Origin of the sequence: Brevibacterium sp. 2SA, from assembly GCF_005502845.1 — a bacterium.
Lineage (GTDB): Bacteria > Actinomycetota > Actinomycetes > Actinomycetales > Brevibacteriaceae > Brevibacterium.
Genome location: NZ_SCMW01000030.1, coordinates 1 through 14288 on the forward strand (window position 1 = coordinate 1; position 14288 = coordinate 14288).

At 69.5% G+C, this 14288-nt stretch carries 14 protein-coding genes; 6 read left to right on the forward strand and 8 right to left on the reverse strand.

The features are described 5' to 3' along the window. The 4 genes from folP to FFS20_RS11305 form a co-directional block, all read left to right on the forward strand. A partial coding sequence (folP, locus tag FFS20_RS11290) for a dihydropteroate synthase (protein WP_137825951.1) occupies nucleotides 1-702 on the forward strand: 702 nt, incomplete at its 5' end. A 206-nt stretch (nucleotides 703-908) separates the two neighbouring features. Then, nucleotides 909-1172, forward strand: coding sequence for a DivIVA domain-containing protein (locus tag FFS20_RS11295; protein WP_137825952.1), 264 nt, complete (start codon nucleotides 909-911; stop codon nucleotides 1170-1172). Nucleotides 1173-1175: 3 nt separating this feature from the next. Next, a complete protein-coding gene (locus tag FFS20_RS11300; protein ID WP_137825953.1) occupies nucleotides 1176-2411 on the forward strand; it encodes a hypothetical protein in 1236 nt (411 codons plus the stop codon). Between the two features lie 120 nt (nucleotides 2412-2531). Then, entirely contained in the window at nucleotides 2532-2702 is a 171-nt protein-coding gene (locus FFS20_RS11305) for a DUF3117 domain-containing protein (protein WP_009375197.1), read from the forward strand. A gap of 111 nt (nucleotides 2703-2813) precedes the next feature. Here the strand turns inward: FFS20_RS11305 and FFS20_RS11310 are convergent, their stop codons facing one another. Then, nucleotides 2814-3452 (reverse strand): class I SAM-dependent methyltransferase, encoded by a 639-nt coding sequence (locus FFS20_RS11310; protein ID WP_137825954.1) that lies wholly within the window; start codon nucleotides 3450-3452, stop codon nucleotides 2814-2816. A gap of 32 nt (nucleotides 3453-3484) precedes the next feature. Next, a complete protein-coding gene (locus FFS20_RS11315) occupies nucleotides 3485-3823 on the reverse strand; it encodes an MGMT family protein (protein WP_137825955.1) in 339 nt (112 codons plus the stop codon). A gap of 71 nt (nucleotides 3824-3894) precedes the next feature. Between FFS20_RS11315 and FFS20_RS11320 the strand changes: the two genes are divergently transcribed. Further along, a complete protein-coding gene (locus tag FFS20_RS11320) occupies nucleotides 3895-4371 on the forward strand; it encodes a twin-arginine translocase TatA/TatE family subunit (protein WP_137825979.1) in 477 nt (158 codons plus the stop codon). A gap of 160 nt (nucleotides 4372-4531) precedes the next feature. Here FFS20_RS11320 and FFS20_RS11325 read toward each other — a convergent pair whose 3' ends face one another. The 4 genes from FFS20_RS11325 to FFS20_RS11340 all read right to left on the reverse strand — a co-directional run bounded on the left by FFS20_RS11325 (nucleotide 4532) and on the right by FFS20_RS11340 (nucleotide 9199). Then, a complete protein-coding gene (locus FFS20_RS11325) occupies nucleotides 4532-6016 on the reverse strand; it encodes a polysaccharide deacetylase family protein (RefSeq protein WP_137825956.1) in 1485 nt (494 codons plus the stop codon). Nucleotides 6017-6258: 242 nt separating this feature from the next. Then, on the reverse strand, nucleotides 6259-7386 hold the full coding sequence (locus FFS20_RS11330) for an Mrp/NBP35 family ATP-binding protein (protein WP_137825957.1): 1128 nt from the start codon (nucleotides 7384-7386) through the stop codon (nucleotides 6259-6261). Then, nucleotides 7386-7919, reverse strand: coding sequence for a DUF1003 domain-containing protein (locus tag FFS20_RS11335; RefSeq protein ID WP_137825958.1), 534 nt, complete (start codon nucleotides 7917-7919; stop codon nucleotides 7386-7388). The genes FFS20_RS11330 and FFS20_RS11335 overlap by 1 nt, the downstream gene beginning before the upstream one ends. Nucleotides 7920-7921: 2 nt before the next feature. After that, on the reverse strand, nucleotides 7922-9199 hold the full coding sequence (locus tag FFS20_RS11340; protein ID WP_137825959.1) for a CBS domain-containing protein: 1278 nt from the start codon (nucleotides 9197-9199) through the stop codon (nucleotides 7922-7924). A gap of 166 nt (nucleotides 9200-9365) precedes the next feature. On the opposite strand from FFS20_RS11340, the gene FFS20_RS11345 reads away from it, so the two are divergent. Next, on the forward strand, nucleotides 9366-11285 hold the full coding sequence (locus FFS20_RS11345; protein WP_137825960.1) for a calcineurin-like phosphoesterase C-terminal domain-containing protein: 1920 nt from the start codon (nucleotides 9366-9368) through the stop codon (nucleotides 11283-11285). Between the two features lie 308 nt (nucleotides 11286-11593). On the opposite strand, the gene FFS20_RS11350 is transcribed toward FFS20_RS11345, so the two are convergent. Together FFS20_RS11350 and FFS20_RS11355 are read right to left on the reverse strand one after the other, a co-directional pair. After that, entirely contained in the window at nucleotides 11594-12787 is a 1194-nt protein-coding gene (locus FFS20_RS11350) for a P1 family peptidase (RefSeq protein ID WP_137825961.1), read from the reverse strand. Beyond that, entirely contained in the window at nucleotides 12784-14286 is a 1503-nt protein-coding gene (locus FFS20_RS11355) for an aminopeptidase P family protein (RefSeq protein ID WP_137825962.1), read from the reverse strand. The genes FFS20_RS11350 and FFS20_RS11355 overlap by 4 nt, the downstream gene beginning before the upstream one ends. Nucleotides 14287-14288: the final 2 nt, after the last annotated feature.

The following is a 14288-nucleotide window of genomic DNA, read 5'->3' on the forward strand; positions in this document are numbered from 1 at the left end:
GTCCGCGCCGGCCGGGGGAGGGAGATCTCCGTGGGCGAGGAGATCGACCGCGTCGCCCCGGCCGTCACCGCTGTCCGGCAGCGCCATCCCGGTCTCCTCATCAGCGTCGACACGTGGCGCGCCGAGGTGGCCGAGGCCGTCTGCGCGGCCGGTGCCGGCCTCCTCAACGACACCTGGGCCGGTGCCGACCCCCGCGTCGCCGAGGTCGCGGCCGCCTTCGACGTCGGCCTCGTCTGCTCCCACACCGGTGGCCTCACCCCGCGCACCGACGCCCACCGCAGCCGCTACGGCCTCCATGCCGGCGAGGTCGTCACCGACACCGTCGCCGGGGTCGTCGCCCTCGCCGAGGCGGCCCAGCGGGCAGGGGTCGCACCGGAGCGGATCGTCATCGACCCGACCCCGGACTTCGGGAAGAACACCTATCACTCGCTGCGCCTGCTGCGGGAGCTGGCCCGTTTCCGCGACACCGGCTACCCCGTGCTGCTGGCGATCTCCCGGAAGGACTTCATCGGAGAGACGATCGGGGCGGCCGGACCCGCCGACCGACTGCACGGGACGATCGCGGCGACGGCACTGGCGGTCGAACGGGGCGCGGCGATCATCCGCGCCCACGATGTGGCGGCGACCGCCGACGCGATCGCCGTGACGCTCGCGATCACCGGCGAGGCACAGCCGCGGCACACGGTCCGCGGCCTGCGCTGAGACCGACCTGGGCTGAAACCGACCTGGGCTGAGGACTGCCGCCGCGGTCGCCGACCTGCGCTGAGAGCGTTCGCACACGCCGACCTGCGCTGAGAGCGTGCACACGCCGACCTGCGCTGAGAGCGTGCACACGCCGGCCTCCGCTGAGAGGGTTCGCACACGCCGACCTCCGCCGATGCTCAGGAGCGATGTGAAATGATGGGCTCATGCCATTGTGGATAGTCATCGGGGTCGCGGCGGCGATCTTCGTTCTCGTCATCGTCCTTGCCGCATCCTTCGAGCTCTTCAGCTCCGAAGCCGCCGAGGAGACCGATGCTGTGGCCGCCCCGCTGTCCGGTGACTTCACCGTCGCCGACGTCGATGAGCTGAGATTCCGTCCGGCACTGCGCGGGTATCGGATGGACGAGGTCGATGCGGCGATCGGCCGCCTGCGCGAACGCATCAGCGAACTGGAAGCCGCGCGCCGTTAAGCGATGAGCAGACCCGCAGACCTCCCCGGCATCACCCTCGTCCCCGAAGTCTTCAACTCCTCCCGCCTCCACCGGGCCGGCGTCCTCTTCCTCCAGCTGCCGCTGTGGGTGCAGGCGCTGACCGTCTACGTCGCCTCGCGGATCGTGAGCATCGCGATCTTCGCCGCAGTCCTGCGCCGGCAGGAGGTCGCCGGCTGGTCGTCGAGCCCGGTGACGACGACGCTCGGCGACTTCCTCAACTTCTGGGACTCCGCATGGTACGCGCGCATCGCGAGCGAGGGGTACCCCGCAACGCTGCCGGTCACCGAGACCGGTGACATCATCCAGAACCAGTGGGCCTTCTATCCGCTCCACCCGGCGATCACCGGGGAGCTCGCGCGCCTGACCGGACTGAGCTACGAGGTCATCTCCCCGCTCGTGTCGACGATCGCCGCGGGCCTGGCCTCGATCGTCATCCTCACGCTCTTCCGCAAGTTCGTTCCGCCCGGACAGGCGCTCACCGCGCTCGCATTCGTCATGGTCTTCCCGCCCGCGGCGGTGTTCTCCACCGGGTACGCCGAGTCGCTCACCCTCCTGCTCCAGGCCCTGGCCCTCCTCTTCGTCGTCGAACGCCGCTACCTCACCGCGATCCCCGTCGTCATCCTCATGGACCTCTCCCGGCCCATCGGGGTGGCGTTCTCGTTCTTCATGCTCTTCGTCCTCATCGACCGCTTCCTCCGCCGCCGGACCGATCCGTACCCGCTCGGGGAAGTCGTGCGGTCGTGGACGCTCGGCGTGCTCTCGTGCGTCGCCGCCCTCCTCCATCCCGTCCATGCGTGGCTGACGACGGGGTCGATGACGGCCTACACCGACACCGAGGCGGCCTGGCACACCGGAACATCGTCCTACTTCGTCCAATGGCTGGGGGCGGCCAACGGCCTCGTCGGTCCGTTCGGACCGCTCCTCCTCTTCGGCGTCATCGCCGGAATGCTCGCCCTCATCTTCTCGCCTGCGGGTGCCCGGATGGGCCGGACGCTGCAGCTCTTCTGCACCGCCTACGGGCTCTACCTGCTCATCTTCTTCACCCCGCAGACCTCGACTCTGCGCCTGCTGCTGCCGCTCTTCCCGATCGCGCTGACCCTGGCGGCGGTGCGCTCCCGCGGGTACCGCGTCGTCGTCATCGCAGCGTTCATCATGCTCCAGATCGTCTGGGTGGGCTACCTCTGGCACTTCACTCCGCCCTCCGACCTGCCGCCGTGATCTGCGACAATTTCGGCAAGTGTCCCCGTGCGAGTGCGGTTCATGGAATAATCGGACTATCACAGTGGGCTGATCGTGTGATCTGTTCACTCTGTTCAAACAACGAAAGGTTGCGCCCACATGGCAGCTCAGAAACCCCGCACCGGCGACGGACCTCTGGAAGTCACCAAGGAAGGCCGCGGCATGGTCATGCGGCTTCCGGTGGAGGGCGGTGGCCGGCTCGTGATCGAGCTCAGCGCTGACGAAGCGACGGCGCTGCACGACACCCTCGCGGAGACCCTGGGCATCTGACCAGCAGCACAGCCCGCATGAGAAGCAGCAGAGACGAATCGTCTCTGCTGCTTCTCTGTTGTCGCTGCCCCTCTGTCGTCAGGGAGCCTGACCTGCGGGTGCGGGATCGGGTCAGCGCCACGTCTTCTGCACGGCCAGCAGACCCTCGCCGATCGGCAGCAGGACGCGTTCGAGCCGCTCCTGGGCGGCCAGCCGGTTGAGCAGACTCCGAGCGGCCTGCGTGCGCGCGGACCGGTCGACCGGGTCGGCGACGCTGCCGGCGAGCAGCGTCTGGTTGATGACGAGGAGCCCCTGAGCGTCGAGGAGACGCAGCGCCGGTTCGATCATCCGCTCGAGCCCGGTGGGGTCGACGTCGAGGAACACGAGGTCGTAGGCGCTCGGGGCGAGCCTGAGCAGGACATCCTCGGCGCGTCCGCTCATCAGCCGCAGCCGGCCGGGACGGATGCCGGCAAGGTCGATGAGGTCGCGGGCAGCGCCCTGCGCGGTGGAGTTCGTGTCGATCGAGGTGAGTATCCCGGCGTTCGGCATGCCGCGCAGCAACGCGAGCGTCGACGTTCCGGTTCCCGTGCCGACCTCGACCGCGGCGACGGGGCCGAGGAGGCGTGCGAGCAGGGTGAGGGTGGCCGAGGTCGTCTGGGACACCGGACTGATCCCGTACTCGTGGGAGAGGGTCCGGGCGGCGTCGAGAAGCGCGTCAGGTCCGTTGTACTGCTCGGCGAACGTCACATCACCGGCATGCTCACGTGACAATCGACCCCTCGCTTTCCGCTGCTGCTCAACCGTCAGTCTAACCGCTCCTCGGGGTCTGTTCCGTGGCGCACCCACAGCGCGTCGAGATCCTCGGCACTGAGAAACGCCGAGGTGAGCGCCTTCTCCTGGGTGTGAGCGGTGGCTTCGGCCCGCCAGTGGTCCCGGGCGCGTCCGAGCAGCGGCGCCGGCAGCGCACCGGCGGCGTTGACGACGCGCCACCACGTGACGTTCGCCCCGTACTCCTTCATCACCCGGCCCACGTAACGGGGTGAACAGGCGGCGACGACGCCGACGGTGCCGTAGCTGACGACGCGGCCGGTGGGCACGAGTTCGACGATGCGCAGCACGCGTTCGACGACGACCTCGTCCACGGCTCAACTCCTTGCGAACGGGGACACGACCTGAGAACGAGCATACTGTCAGCGGCGTTAGAATGGAGATCATGTTTGGCGTCAACGGCACCGAGATGGTCATCCTCGTGATCGTCGCACTCGTAGTGATCGGCCCCAAACGCCTCCCCGAATACGCGCAGAAGCTGCGCGACCTCGTGCGCCAGCTCCGCCGCATGGCCGAGGGCGCGAAGGACAACGTCAAACGCGACTTCGGCGACGACTTCAAGGATGTCGACTGGCAGAAGCTCGACCCCCGTCAGTACGACCCGCGTCGCATCGTCCGTGAGGCCCTCGTCGAAGAGGATTCGGCGATCCGTGAGGCCAAGCGCCGCGAGGAGCTCGCCGCTCCCGCCTCGCAGGACGATACGGAGAACCCGAACGGTGCAGCCGGAACCGGTGCTGCAGGGGGAGCTGCCGGCGGGGCTGCCGGTGCCCCGGCAGCGGCCTCGCCGATCGAGCGGTTCCAGGCCCAGCATGTGCGCCGCAATCGCGCCGAGGCGGCCCCCTTCGACTCCGAAGCCACCTGACTGAGTCCTTCGTCTCTTCTGCCGCCTCGGGGACAGAGCAATGGCCCCGTCACGTCGGTGACGGGGCCATTGCTCTGTGGGCGCAGCGCGACGCGAGCGGTTGAAGGACTGTGCGTCTCAATGCCTGATCGGCTGCAGTGCTCCCGCGCGCGGCGCGCTTTCAGTTGCGGTGGACGGCCGGGTGTTCGGGGTTCGAGCACAGGACTGTGGCATAGCCGCGGCAGAAGTACTCGGCACCGCTCTCCATCGTCTTCGGAGCGAACAGATCGGACACGGTCACGGCGTAGAGCCCCTCATCCGCGACGGTCTTGAAGACCTCCGGTGCCGCATCGATCGTCGTCGGATGGATCGAGTGCATGAGCACGACCGAGCCGGGCTTCGCCGCAGCGCGGACCGCGTCGACGATCATCGACGCGCTCTTGTGCCGCCAGTCCTCGGTGTCGACGTCCCACATGATCGCGGGATGGTCGATGGCCTTCGCCGAGGCCTTCGACATCGCGCCGTAGGGCGGGCGCATGACGGTGACCTTGCCGCCGCCGGCCTTCTCGATCGCCTTGTCGGTGTCGCCGATCTGCTTCTTCACCGTGTCGGGGCTCTGCTTCGACAGCTGCGGGTGGCTCCACGAGTGGTTGCCGAGCTCGTGTCCGGCCTCGGCCATGCGACCGACGACCCCGGGATTGTGCTCGACGTTCTTGCCGAGGAGGAAGTACGTGAGACGGATCTTCGCGTCTTTCGCGTCGGCGAGCAGCTTGTCCTCGATCGAGGTCTCTCCCGGACCGTCGTCGTAGGTCAGGGCCACGCACGGCAGCAGGGCGCACGAGTAGTCGGGGTCGCGCTCATCCGCGCCCTGCGGCAGGTTGACCGGAGTGTGCAGCGCTGCCGTCACCGTCTGGCCGAGAGCGGTGAGTTCGTCGGTGCTCACCGGCTCGCCGTCGACTGTCAGCGCACCGGTCTCATCGGCGCCGATCGCTCCAGGATCCGTCTTCGCCGTGAAGAGGTCGGCGGCCTCGACGGTCGTGTCCTTGGCGAGGTCGGTGACGAACACCGTCGTCGCTGCCGCCGACGGCGTCGAGCTCGGAGAGGGTGTCGCGGTGCCAGGGGCTCCGAGCTGCGGATCGCTCGGTGCGCGGTTCTCGGTCACGGCACTGATGAGGTAGTCACCGCCGGCGGTGAGGACGCGGTTGCTGTAGTCGACTTCTCCGCCGGTGCCGCCGGGGGCCGTCGCCGAGGCGGTCGGCTGCGCCGTGGTCGCTCCGGGCGCGATGAACTTCGAGACCTCCCAGCGCTCGGAGGGGTCGGTGACGACGGGGCTGAAGGCCTTGCGGTCGCCGAACGCGCCGGCGGATTCGAAGCCGCCGAGCACGACCTTCTCCGTGGCCTCGGCCAGGGACTTCGCACCGGGCAGACCGAAGAGGTGCGCGTCGGAGCTCGGCGTCGTCTTCGCATCGACGACGGCGTAGCTGCGCAGCGCCGACGTGAGCGTCTGCAGGTTGTCCTCGGCGGTCGACTGCCGCTCCTGCGACGCGGACGAACCGTCGCGGGTGCCGTCGGCGACGACGCAGCCCGACAGCAGCGTGAGGGCAGCAGTGACGGCGGTCAGGGCGGTGAGGGGACGGAGGGCACGACGACGCGAAGGGAATGTCAAAGAGAGGTCCTAAAAGCGACAGTGGGGGATGCTCGCCATTCAGTCTAAGGGACTGCCCTGACACGCCCACGACAGCGGCAGTGAGGCCTCTCACCTGCTCTGATGGGCCTCACCAGCGATGACGGGGGCGCTACTGGACCGTCGTGAGACAGATCTCAGGGCAGAGATCACACCGGAGTTGCACGATTGTGATCACCGATGATGTGCAGTGACGGCGATGTGACGTGATCGTCGGCGTGTCGTCACACGGGGCTGAGGCCGAGCGAGCGTCCGGAGAGGCCGCGCGAGCGCTGCGCGAGGCGGTCGGCGAGGGAGTCGAACGCCTGCGCGGCGGGGGAGTCGGGGCGGCTGAGCACGACGGGCGTGCCCGCATCGGAGCCCTCCCGCACGAGGGTGTCGAGGGGGATCTGCGTGAGCAGCTCCACCTCGGTGTTCGTCGTGGCGGCGAGATTCGCGGCCACGGTCTCGCCTCCGCCGGTGCCGAAGACGTCCATCCGGGTGCCGTCGGGCAGCTCCATCCACGACATGTTCTCGATGACCCCGGCGATCGGCTGGTTCGTCTGCGTGGCGATCGCGCCGGCCCGCTCGGCGACCTGCGCCGAGGCCTGCTGCGGGGTGGTGACGACGAGGAGTTCGGAGTTCGGCAGCAGCTGGGCCACGGAGATCGCGATGTCACCGGTGCCCGGGGGCAGGTCGAGGAGCAGGATGTCGAGGTCGCCCCAGAAGACATCCGTGAGGAACTGCTGGAGGGCGCGGTGGAGCATCGGCCCCCGCCACACGACGGCCTGGTTGCCGGGGACGAACATCCCGATGCTCATCACCTTCACGTCATGGGCGACCTGCGGGATGATCATGTCGTCGACGCGGGTGGGCTGCCCGGACAGGCCGAGCATCGTCGGGATCGAGAAGCCGTAGATGTCGGCGTCGACGAGGCCCACGCGCAGCCCCTTCGCGGCCAGCGCCGCAGCGAGGTTGGCCGTCACCGAGGACTTGCCGACCCCGCCCTTGCCGGAGGCGACGGCATAGACCTTCGTCAGCGACTCCGGCTTCGCGAACGGCACCTCCCGGGTGCCGCCGGGGCCCTGGAGCTTCTCCCGCATGGCGGTGCGCTGTTCGGGGGTCATCGTCCCGAGCTCGACGACCACCTCGGTGACGCCGTCGAGTCTGCCCACGGCCGCCTCGGTGTCCCGGGTGATCGTGTCCTTGAGCGGGCAGCCGGAGATCGTGAGGAGAACGGTGACGGTGACGGTGCCGCCGTTGACGGCGATGTCGGAGACCATGTCGAGGTCGACGATGTTCCGCCGGATCTCGGGGTCGATGACGGTGGTGAGGGCCTCCCTCACGGCGTCGATGGTCGGGGCGCTGCTCATCAGCGGCCTCCCTTCGTGTCGCGCGGGCTGTGGTCGTCGGTCGCGCCGCTGTCCTTGGCGGCGTCCTCTTCGAGCTCCTTGAGCAGGTCTCTGAGCTCGGAGCGGATGAAGTCGCGGGTGGCGACCTCGCGCATCGCGATGCGCAGGGCCGCGACCTCACGGGCGAGGTATTCGGTGTCGGCGAGGTTGCGCTCGGCCCGCTGCCGGTCGTGCTCGAACTCGACGCGGTCACGGTCGGCGCTGCGGTTCTCGGCGAGCAGGATGAGCGGGGCCGCGTACGAGGCCTGCAGGGAGAGGATGAGGGTGAGCAGGGTGAAGTTGAGCGAACGCGGATCGAACTGCACCGCCTCGGGCAGCAGCGTGTTCCACAGCAGCCACACGGCACAGAACACCGTCATTCCGACGAGGAACGCCGGGGTCCCCATGAAGCGGGCGAACGCCTCGGCGCCGCGGCCGAAGGTCTCCGGGGAGATCGCGAACCGGGGCAGCTTGCGCTTCGAGGAGCGGGGGACGTCGAAATCGTCGGTCGGCATGGTTACCCCCTTCTGTGGTCGTCGCGGCCGGTCGTGCGCCAGTCCTCGGGCAGCAGCTCGTCGAGGACGTCATCGACGGTGACGACGCCGATGAGTCGGTCGTTCTCGTCGGTGATCGGCACCGACACCAGATTGTACGCCGCGAGGAACTTCGTCACCTCGGCCAGCGGGGTGTCCGGCGGCATCGGGTCGACCTCGGTGTCGAGCATGATGCCGACCGCCTCGTGCGGCGGGTGGCGCAGCATCTCCTGGATGTGGACGAGGCCGAGGTACTTGCCGGTCGGGGTCTCGATCGGCTGACGGCACACGAAGATCGCCGCGGCGAGCGCCGGCGGGAGGTCCTCGCGGCGGACGTGGGCGAGCGCCTCGGCGACGGTCGTCTCCGGGGTGAGGATGACCGGTTCGGTCGTCATCAGACCACCGGCGGTGTGCTCGTCGTAGGAGAGCAGGGTGCGCACGTCCTCGGCGTCGTCGGGCTCCATGAGCGTGAGGAACTGCTCGGCCTGTTCGTCGGTGAGCTCGCCGAGGAGGTCGGCGGCGTCATCGGGCTCCATCTCCTCGAGGACGACGACGGCTCTCTCCGTGTCGAGGGCGGAGAGGAGTTCGACCTGGGTCTCGTCCGGCAGCTCCTCGATGACATCGGCAAGGCGCTCGTCGTCGAGGGCGCGGGCGACCTGGAGGCGGCGCTCGGGCGTCATCTCGAAGAGGACGTCGGCGAGGTCGGCCGGCTTCGTGTCCTGGTACGCGGCGATGAGCTGCGTGGCCTCCTGATCGTGGGCGGAGTCCGCGGGATGGTCAGCATCCGTCCAGGAGATCTGCATCGTCTCCCCGCGCCGGCGGAAGGCGGAGAAAGCGCTGCTGCGCTCCTGGACGCGACGGACGAAGAGGCGGGTGACCTCCCAGTCGCGGTTGACCTGCTGCTCGATGCCGACGTCCTCGATCTGGACGGGGGAGTCGTCCTCGCGCAGGCGCAGACGGCGGTCGAGGAGGTCGTTGACGACGAGGGTCTCCGAGCGGCGCTGCTCGAACCGGCGCATGTTGACCAGGCCCGTGGTGATGACCTGACCGGCGTCGATCGAGGTCACCCGGCCCATCGGCACGAACACCCGGCGTCGTCCGGGCACCTCGACGACGAGCCCGATGACGCGGGGGTACTGGCGCATCGTCGTGCGGTAGACGATGACGACGTCGCGCACGCGACCCACCTGATCGCCGAGGGGATCGAAGACCGGGGCGGAGATGAGGCGGGCGACGAAGACGCGTTTCGAGGAGCCACTCATATCCTCAAGCCTACTTCGTGGTCAGGCACCGCGCCGCGTCGTCCGCATCACGTTCCGTTCACCAAGTCGTCTTGTCGCTGCCATTGAGGTTTCTCCCAGTCTCCCTAGGGTCGTGTCTCGGCACGTGCAATCCCGACCCCAGCAGGACGACGAGAAGGAGACACACATGTCCACGCGACGACTGCGCACCGGCGTGCTGAGCACGGCCGCGGTGCTGACTCTGCTCACCCCAGCCACCGGGGTGTCCGCGGCCCGGGCGGCCGACGGTCCGCCCGATCTCTACGAAGGCCACGTCCAAGTCGACCGGGGGACCCCCGCCGACCCCGAGGTGCTCACCGGTCAGGTCTTCGACGACGCCAATGAGAACTCGCGCCTCGACGGTGACGAGGAGGGCATCCCCGGGGTGTCCGTGACCAACGGCCTCGACGTCGTCGAGACCGACGGCAGCGGCACGTACCGGCTCCCGGTGCGGGAGAACATGACCGTATCGGTGACGCAGCCGAGCGGCTGGCAGGTCCCGGTCGACGCCGACAATGTCGCGCAGTTCAGCTACAACCACCTGCCCGAGGGCTCACCCGACCTCGAATACGGTGGGATCGCTCCGACCGGAGGGACCCCACGGGCGGGGAACTTCCCGATGATCGCCTCGGCGGCGACCGCCTCGGCGGATCAGGAGTGCGCGATCGCCTCCGACACGCAGACCTACGACATGACCGAGGTCGGCTACGCACGGGACGGGGCGGTCAAGGACCTGGCCGACCGCACGGACTACGGGGCGTGCGGGGTGCTCCTCCTCGGCGACAATGTCGGCGACGACCTCAGCCTCAACGACGACCTGCGCGATCTCTACGCCGCGATGAACGGTCCGGTCCGGGTCGCGCCGGGCAACCACGACCAGGACTACGACGCGACCGACGACGCCCACGCCCTTGACACGTTCCGCAATGACTTCGGACCCGCCTACTTCTCCTACGACGTCGGTGACACGCACTTCGTCGTCCTCGACAGCATCGAGTACTCGGGAGATCCCGAGACGAAGTCGTACACGGAGTCGATCAGCCAGGAGCAGCTGACGTGGCTGGAGAACGACCTGAAGAGCGTGCCGCGAAGCGCGCAGGTCGTCGTCGCCGCGCACGCCCCGATCGTCACCCACCGTGAGGTCGTCGTCGACAATGCCGCAGACCTCTATTCGGTGCTCTCCGACTATCCGAATGCCGTCACCGTCGGCGGGCACACGCACACCCTGGAGAACCTCGTGGCCGGGGAGAGCCGTGAGGAATGGAAGGAGGCGGGCATCGACGAGCTGCCGAGGACGCAGCTCGTCGCCGGAGCGGTCTCCGGGGACTGGTACTCGGGCGGACTCAACGCCGAGGGTCTGCCGTACGCGTTCACCTCCGACGCCGCCGAACCCGGGGTGCTCACTCTCTCCTTCGACGGTGCGCAGCGTTCGGAGCGCTACACCGTGCGCGGTGAATCACCTGATCATCAGCTCCTCCTCGGCGTCAACTCCCCGAGCTGGAGGGCCTGGGCACAGGAGGCACAGGAGGCACAGGACGCCGAGACGACCGATGAGGCTCCGGCGCCGTTCTCCGAGAAGGTCGTCACCCGCAGCGACCTGCGCGCCGGTGAGAGCTGGCTGACGTCGAGCTTCCTCGCCGGGAGCTCGGATGCCCGGGTCGAGGTGAGCATCGACGGCGCAGCCCCGGTCGTCGCCGAGCACACGCAGCCGGGGCGCGGGGAGGCGCTGCGGAAGGGGTGGGAGTACACCGACCCGTACACGGCCACGCGCAACCTCACGACCTCCGGCAACGTCGGCCAGACGAGTTCCCACCTGTGGCGCGCACCGCTGCCAGGCGACCTCGACCTCGGCACGCACAGTGCTCGGGTCACCGGCACCGACCGCTACGGCCGTTCATTCACCGAGACGGTGCGCTTCACTGTCGTCGAAGACGAGACTGCGGCGGCGAAGGTCTCACGCGAGCAGCTCGGCACCGGCGGCCTCCCGCTGCAGACCGAGCGGACCGATGACGGAGCCGACCGTCCGGGACTCGATTCCGAGGAGGCGCGCGAGGCCGGCGGACGCTGAGCCAGCACGCCGGTGAGGCCGGCCGGTATCGGCGAGGCAGGGCTGTCTCGGTGAGGTGGGGCTGTCTCGGCGAGCTCGGCCCGCGTCTGCGCGGTCGGCCGGCAGCGGGGAGGTGGATCCGACTCGACTCTGCATGCGCTGTCGAGCGGGATCCACCTCGCCGCCGGTGTGGTCGCATTGGAGAGGGCGACAGGCCGGGCAGCGTCTGCGGGTCGTCCGCCCGGCTGCCTGCTCGCCCGGCTGCCTGCTCAGGTCGGGCCTCATTGCGGCAGCCCTGCTCAGGACAGGGTGCCTCAGGACAGGCCTGCTCAGGGAATGGCTGTGAAGGCGGCCGCGAACGCGGGCGCGATGTCGGTCAGGGTCGGCGGCTGGTCCCAGGACGGGGCGACGGGGACGGCGCTGACGGCGGCGTCGATCATGGCGAGCGTGATCGCATCGGCCGCGGCCGCGTGGATCGAGACGAGGTCGGGTTTCGCCTCGGCGGCCAGCGGCACCGTCCCCGTGCTGATGGAGAAGACCGTGTCCCCATCGAAATGCGTGTGGGAGGGAAGGATCGCCCGCGCGATGCCGGCATGCCCACTCGCTGCCATCCGTGTCGTCTGCGCTGGGTCGAGGACGGCATCGGTGGCGACGATGGCCAAGGTCGTATTCGTCGCCGAGGTGCTCGCCCCGGACTCCGCGGCGTCCGCATCCTCGGGATCCGCCGCGCTCTGCGGCACCGGCAGCCCGGGGATGGGAGGGAGATCCCACCCGAACGCGCGGAGGAGGGGAGAGGCCCAGAGGGTGCCGTCCGGGGTGCCGATGGTCCCGAGTGCGTTGAGCGCGACGAGGGCTGCGACAGTGTGTCCGCTGGGCAGACGCAGCGCGAACGACCCGAAACCGCCGCGCATCGTCTGAAACCCGATCCGCGCCCCGATGGCCCCGCCGACGCTGCCTCTCACACAGGGTGCGCAGTCCGCGCTGTCCGTCGGGGCCTTGCTGGCTGCCGGATCCGCGGTGTCCGTCGTTTCCCCGCCGCCTGTCGGGTCCGCGCTGTCTGTCGGATCCGCGCCGACCGCGCCGACCGCCGCGAGAGCCGCACGGACCGCCGCCGCTCCCTCAGAGGGCGTCGGCGGGGCGACGGGACCGCCGCCGCGGCCGAGGTCGTAGAGCGCGGCGGCGGGGACGAGCGGGATGACCGTGTCCGGCAGGCGGGGTGCGGGAAAGCCGCGACCCGCCTCGGCGAGGGCCTCCGACACCCCGGCGACGGTGCGCAGACCGATCGCCGATCCGCCGGTGAGGACGATCGCGTCGGCCCCGTAGGCATGGGTGCCCGGTGCGATGACGTCGGTCTCGTGCGTTGCCGGACCACCGCCGCGCACGTCGACGCCGACCGTCGATCCCGGCGGCGGCACGACGGCGGTGACCCCGGTGAGGCGCTGCCGAGTGAAGTCACCGGCGTGCCCGAGCCCGATCCCGGGGATCTCGAGGATGCCTCGCCCGCGGATCGGGGTCGGGATCATCGACCCTGGACCCAGGCTTCGATCTCCTCACGCGTGCGGGGGAACCCGGCGGAGAGGTTCTCCACTCCGTCGGCGGTGACGAGGACATCGTCCTCGATGCGCACGCCGATCCCGCGGAACTCCTCGGGCACGAGGAGGTCGTCGGCCTTGAAGTAGAGGCCGGGTTCGATCGTGAAAACCATGCCGGGTTCGAGCACGCCGTCGAGGTACATCTCCGCCCGCGCCTGTGCACAGTCGTGGACGTCGAGGCCGAGGTGGTGGCTCGTGCCGTGGACCATCCACCGGCGGTGCTGCTGGCCCTCGGGGGAGAGCGCTTCGGCCGCGGAGACCGGCAGGAGGCCGAACTCCTCGAGCTTCGCGGCGATGACCTCCATCGCCGCCTCGTGGAGTTCGCGGAAGCGCACGGTGCGCTGCGTGTGCTCGGCGGCCACGGCGAACGCGGCATCAGAGGCGTCGAGGACGGCGTCGTAGATCCTGGCCTGCACGTCGGAGAACGTGCCCGACACCGGCAGGGTGCGGGTGATGTCAGCGGTGTAGAGGGAGTCGGCTTCGGCTCCGGCGTCGACGAGGACGAGATCGCCGTCGACGACGGGTCCGTCGTTGCGGATCCAGTGGAGGGTGCACGCATGGTTGCCCGACGCCGCGATCGTGTCGTAGCCGATGCCGTTGCCGTCGGAGCGGGCGGCGGTCTCGAAGGCGGTTTCGATGACGCGCTCACCGCGGCGGTGGGCGACGGCCTGGGGCAGGGAGGCCACGACGTTGTCGAAGCCGGCGCGGGTGATCGCCACGGCCTCGCGCATCGCCGCGATCTCGTGGTCGTCCTTGATCAAGCGCAGTTCGGACAGCGCCTGGGCGAGTTCGGCATCCCCGGCCTCCGAGGTCTCGAGGTCGGCCTGGACCTGCGAGCGGGCGAGGTCGATGACGGAATCGATGCGGGTGTCGGCTGCGCGCACGAGGCGCACGGAGATCGCTCCGAGGTCCTTCGTGATCGCATCGTCGACGGTCGCCGAGCTCTCCGTCGCGATGCCGGTCATCGTCGCCATCGCCTCGAGGTCGGCGCGCGGGCCCACCCAGTACTCGCCGTAGCGGGCGTCGGAGAAGAACTCCTCGGTGTCGGCGCCGGCGCGGGGGCGGAAGTAGAGGGTGACGGCGTGCTCGTCGCCCTCGGGTTCGAAGACGAGGACGGCGTCGGGTTCGGAATCGGCTTCGAGACCGGTGAGGTGGATGAACGCCGAATGGGCGCGGAAGCGGTAATCGGTGTCGTTCGACCGGACCTTGAGTCCGCCGGCGGGCACGACGAGGCGCTCGCCGGGGAAGGTCGCGGAGATCTTCGCCCGGCGCTCAGGGGTGAACCCGGCGGCAGCGAGCGCCTCCGCGTTGAGCGGGGTGCGATCCCAGCCCTGCGAGACGAAGTCCCGGAACGCGCGGGAGCTGGGACGGTGCGAGCGGTTGTTGACGCGGTCGTTGATCGGCTGGTCGGTCTCCGTGCTGTCTGTCATGC

What these genes read in the sequence shown, in the direction of transcription:
- FFS20_RS11295 (WP_137825952.1), top strand. Translation starts at nt 909, where the DNA reads ATGCCATTGTGGATAGTCATCGGGGTCGCGGCGGCGATCTTCGTTCTC.
- FFS20_RS11300 (WP_137825953.1), top strand. Translation starts at nt 1,176, where the DNA reads ATGAGCAGACCCGCAGACCTCCCCGGCATCACCCTCGTCCCCGAAGTC.
- FFS20_RS11305 (WP_009375197.1), top strand. Translation starts at nt 2,532, where the DNA reads ATGGCAGCTCAGAAACCCCGCACCGGCGACGGACCTCTGGAAGTCACC.
- FFS20_RS11320 (WP_137825979.1), top strand. Translation starts at nt 3,895, where the DNA reads ATGTTTGGCGTCAACGGCACCGAGATGGTCATCCTCGTGATCGTCGCA.
- FFS20_RS11330 (WP_137825957.1), bottom strand. Translation starts at nt 7,386, where the DNA reads ATGAGCAGCGCCCCGACCATCGACGCCGTGAGGGAGGCCCTCACCACC.
- FFS20_RS11335 (WP_137825958.1), bottom strand. Translation starts at nt 7,919, where the DNA reads ATGCCGACCGACGATTTCGACGTCCCCCGCTCCTCGAAGCGCAAGCTG.
- FFS20_RS11340 (WP_137825959.1), bottom strand. Translation starts at nt 9,199, where the DNA reads ATGAGTGGCTCCTCGAAACGCGTCTTCGTCGCCCGCCTCATCTCCGCC.
- FFS20_RS11345 (WP_137825960.1), top strand. Translation starts at nt 9,366, where the DNA reads ATGTCCACGCGACGACTGCGCACCGGCGTGCTGAGCACGGCCGCGGTG.
- FFS20_RS11350 (WP_137825961.1), bottom strand. Translation starts at nt 12,787, where the DNA reads ATGATCCCGACCCCGATCCGCGGGCGAGGCATCCTCGAGATCCCCGGG.
- FFS20_RS11355 (WP_137825962.1), bottom strand. Translation starts at nt 14,286, where the DNA reads ATGACAGACAGCACGGAGACCGACCAGCCGATCAACGACCGCGTCAAC.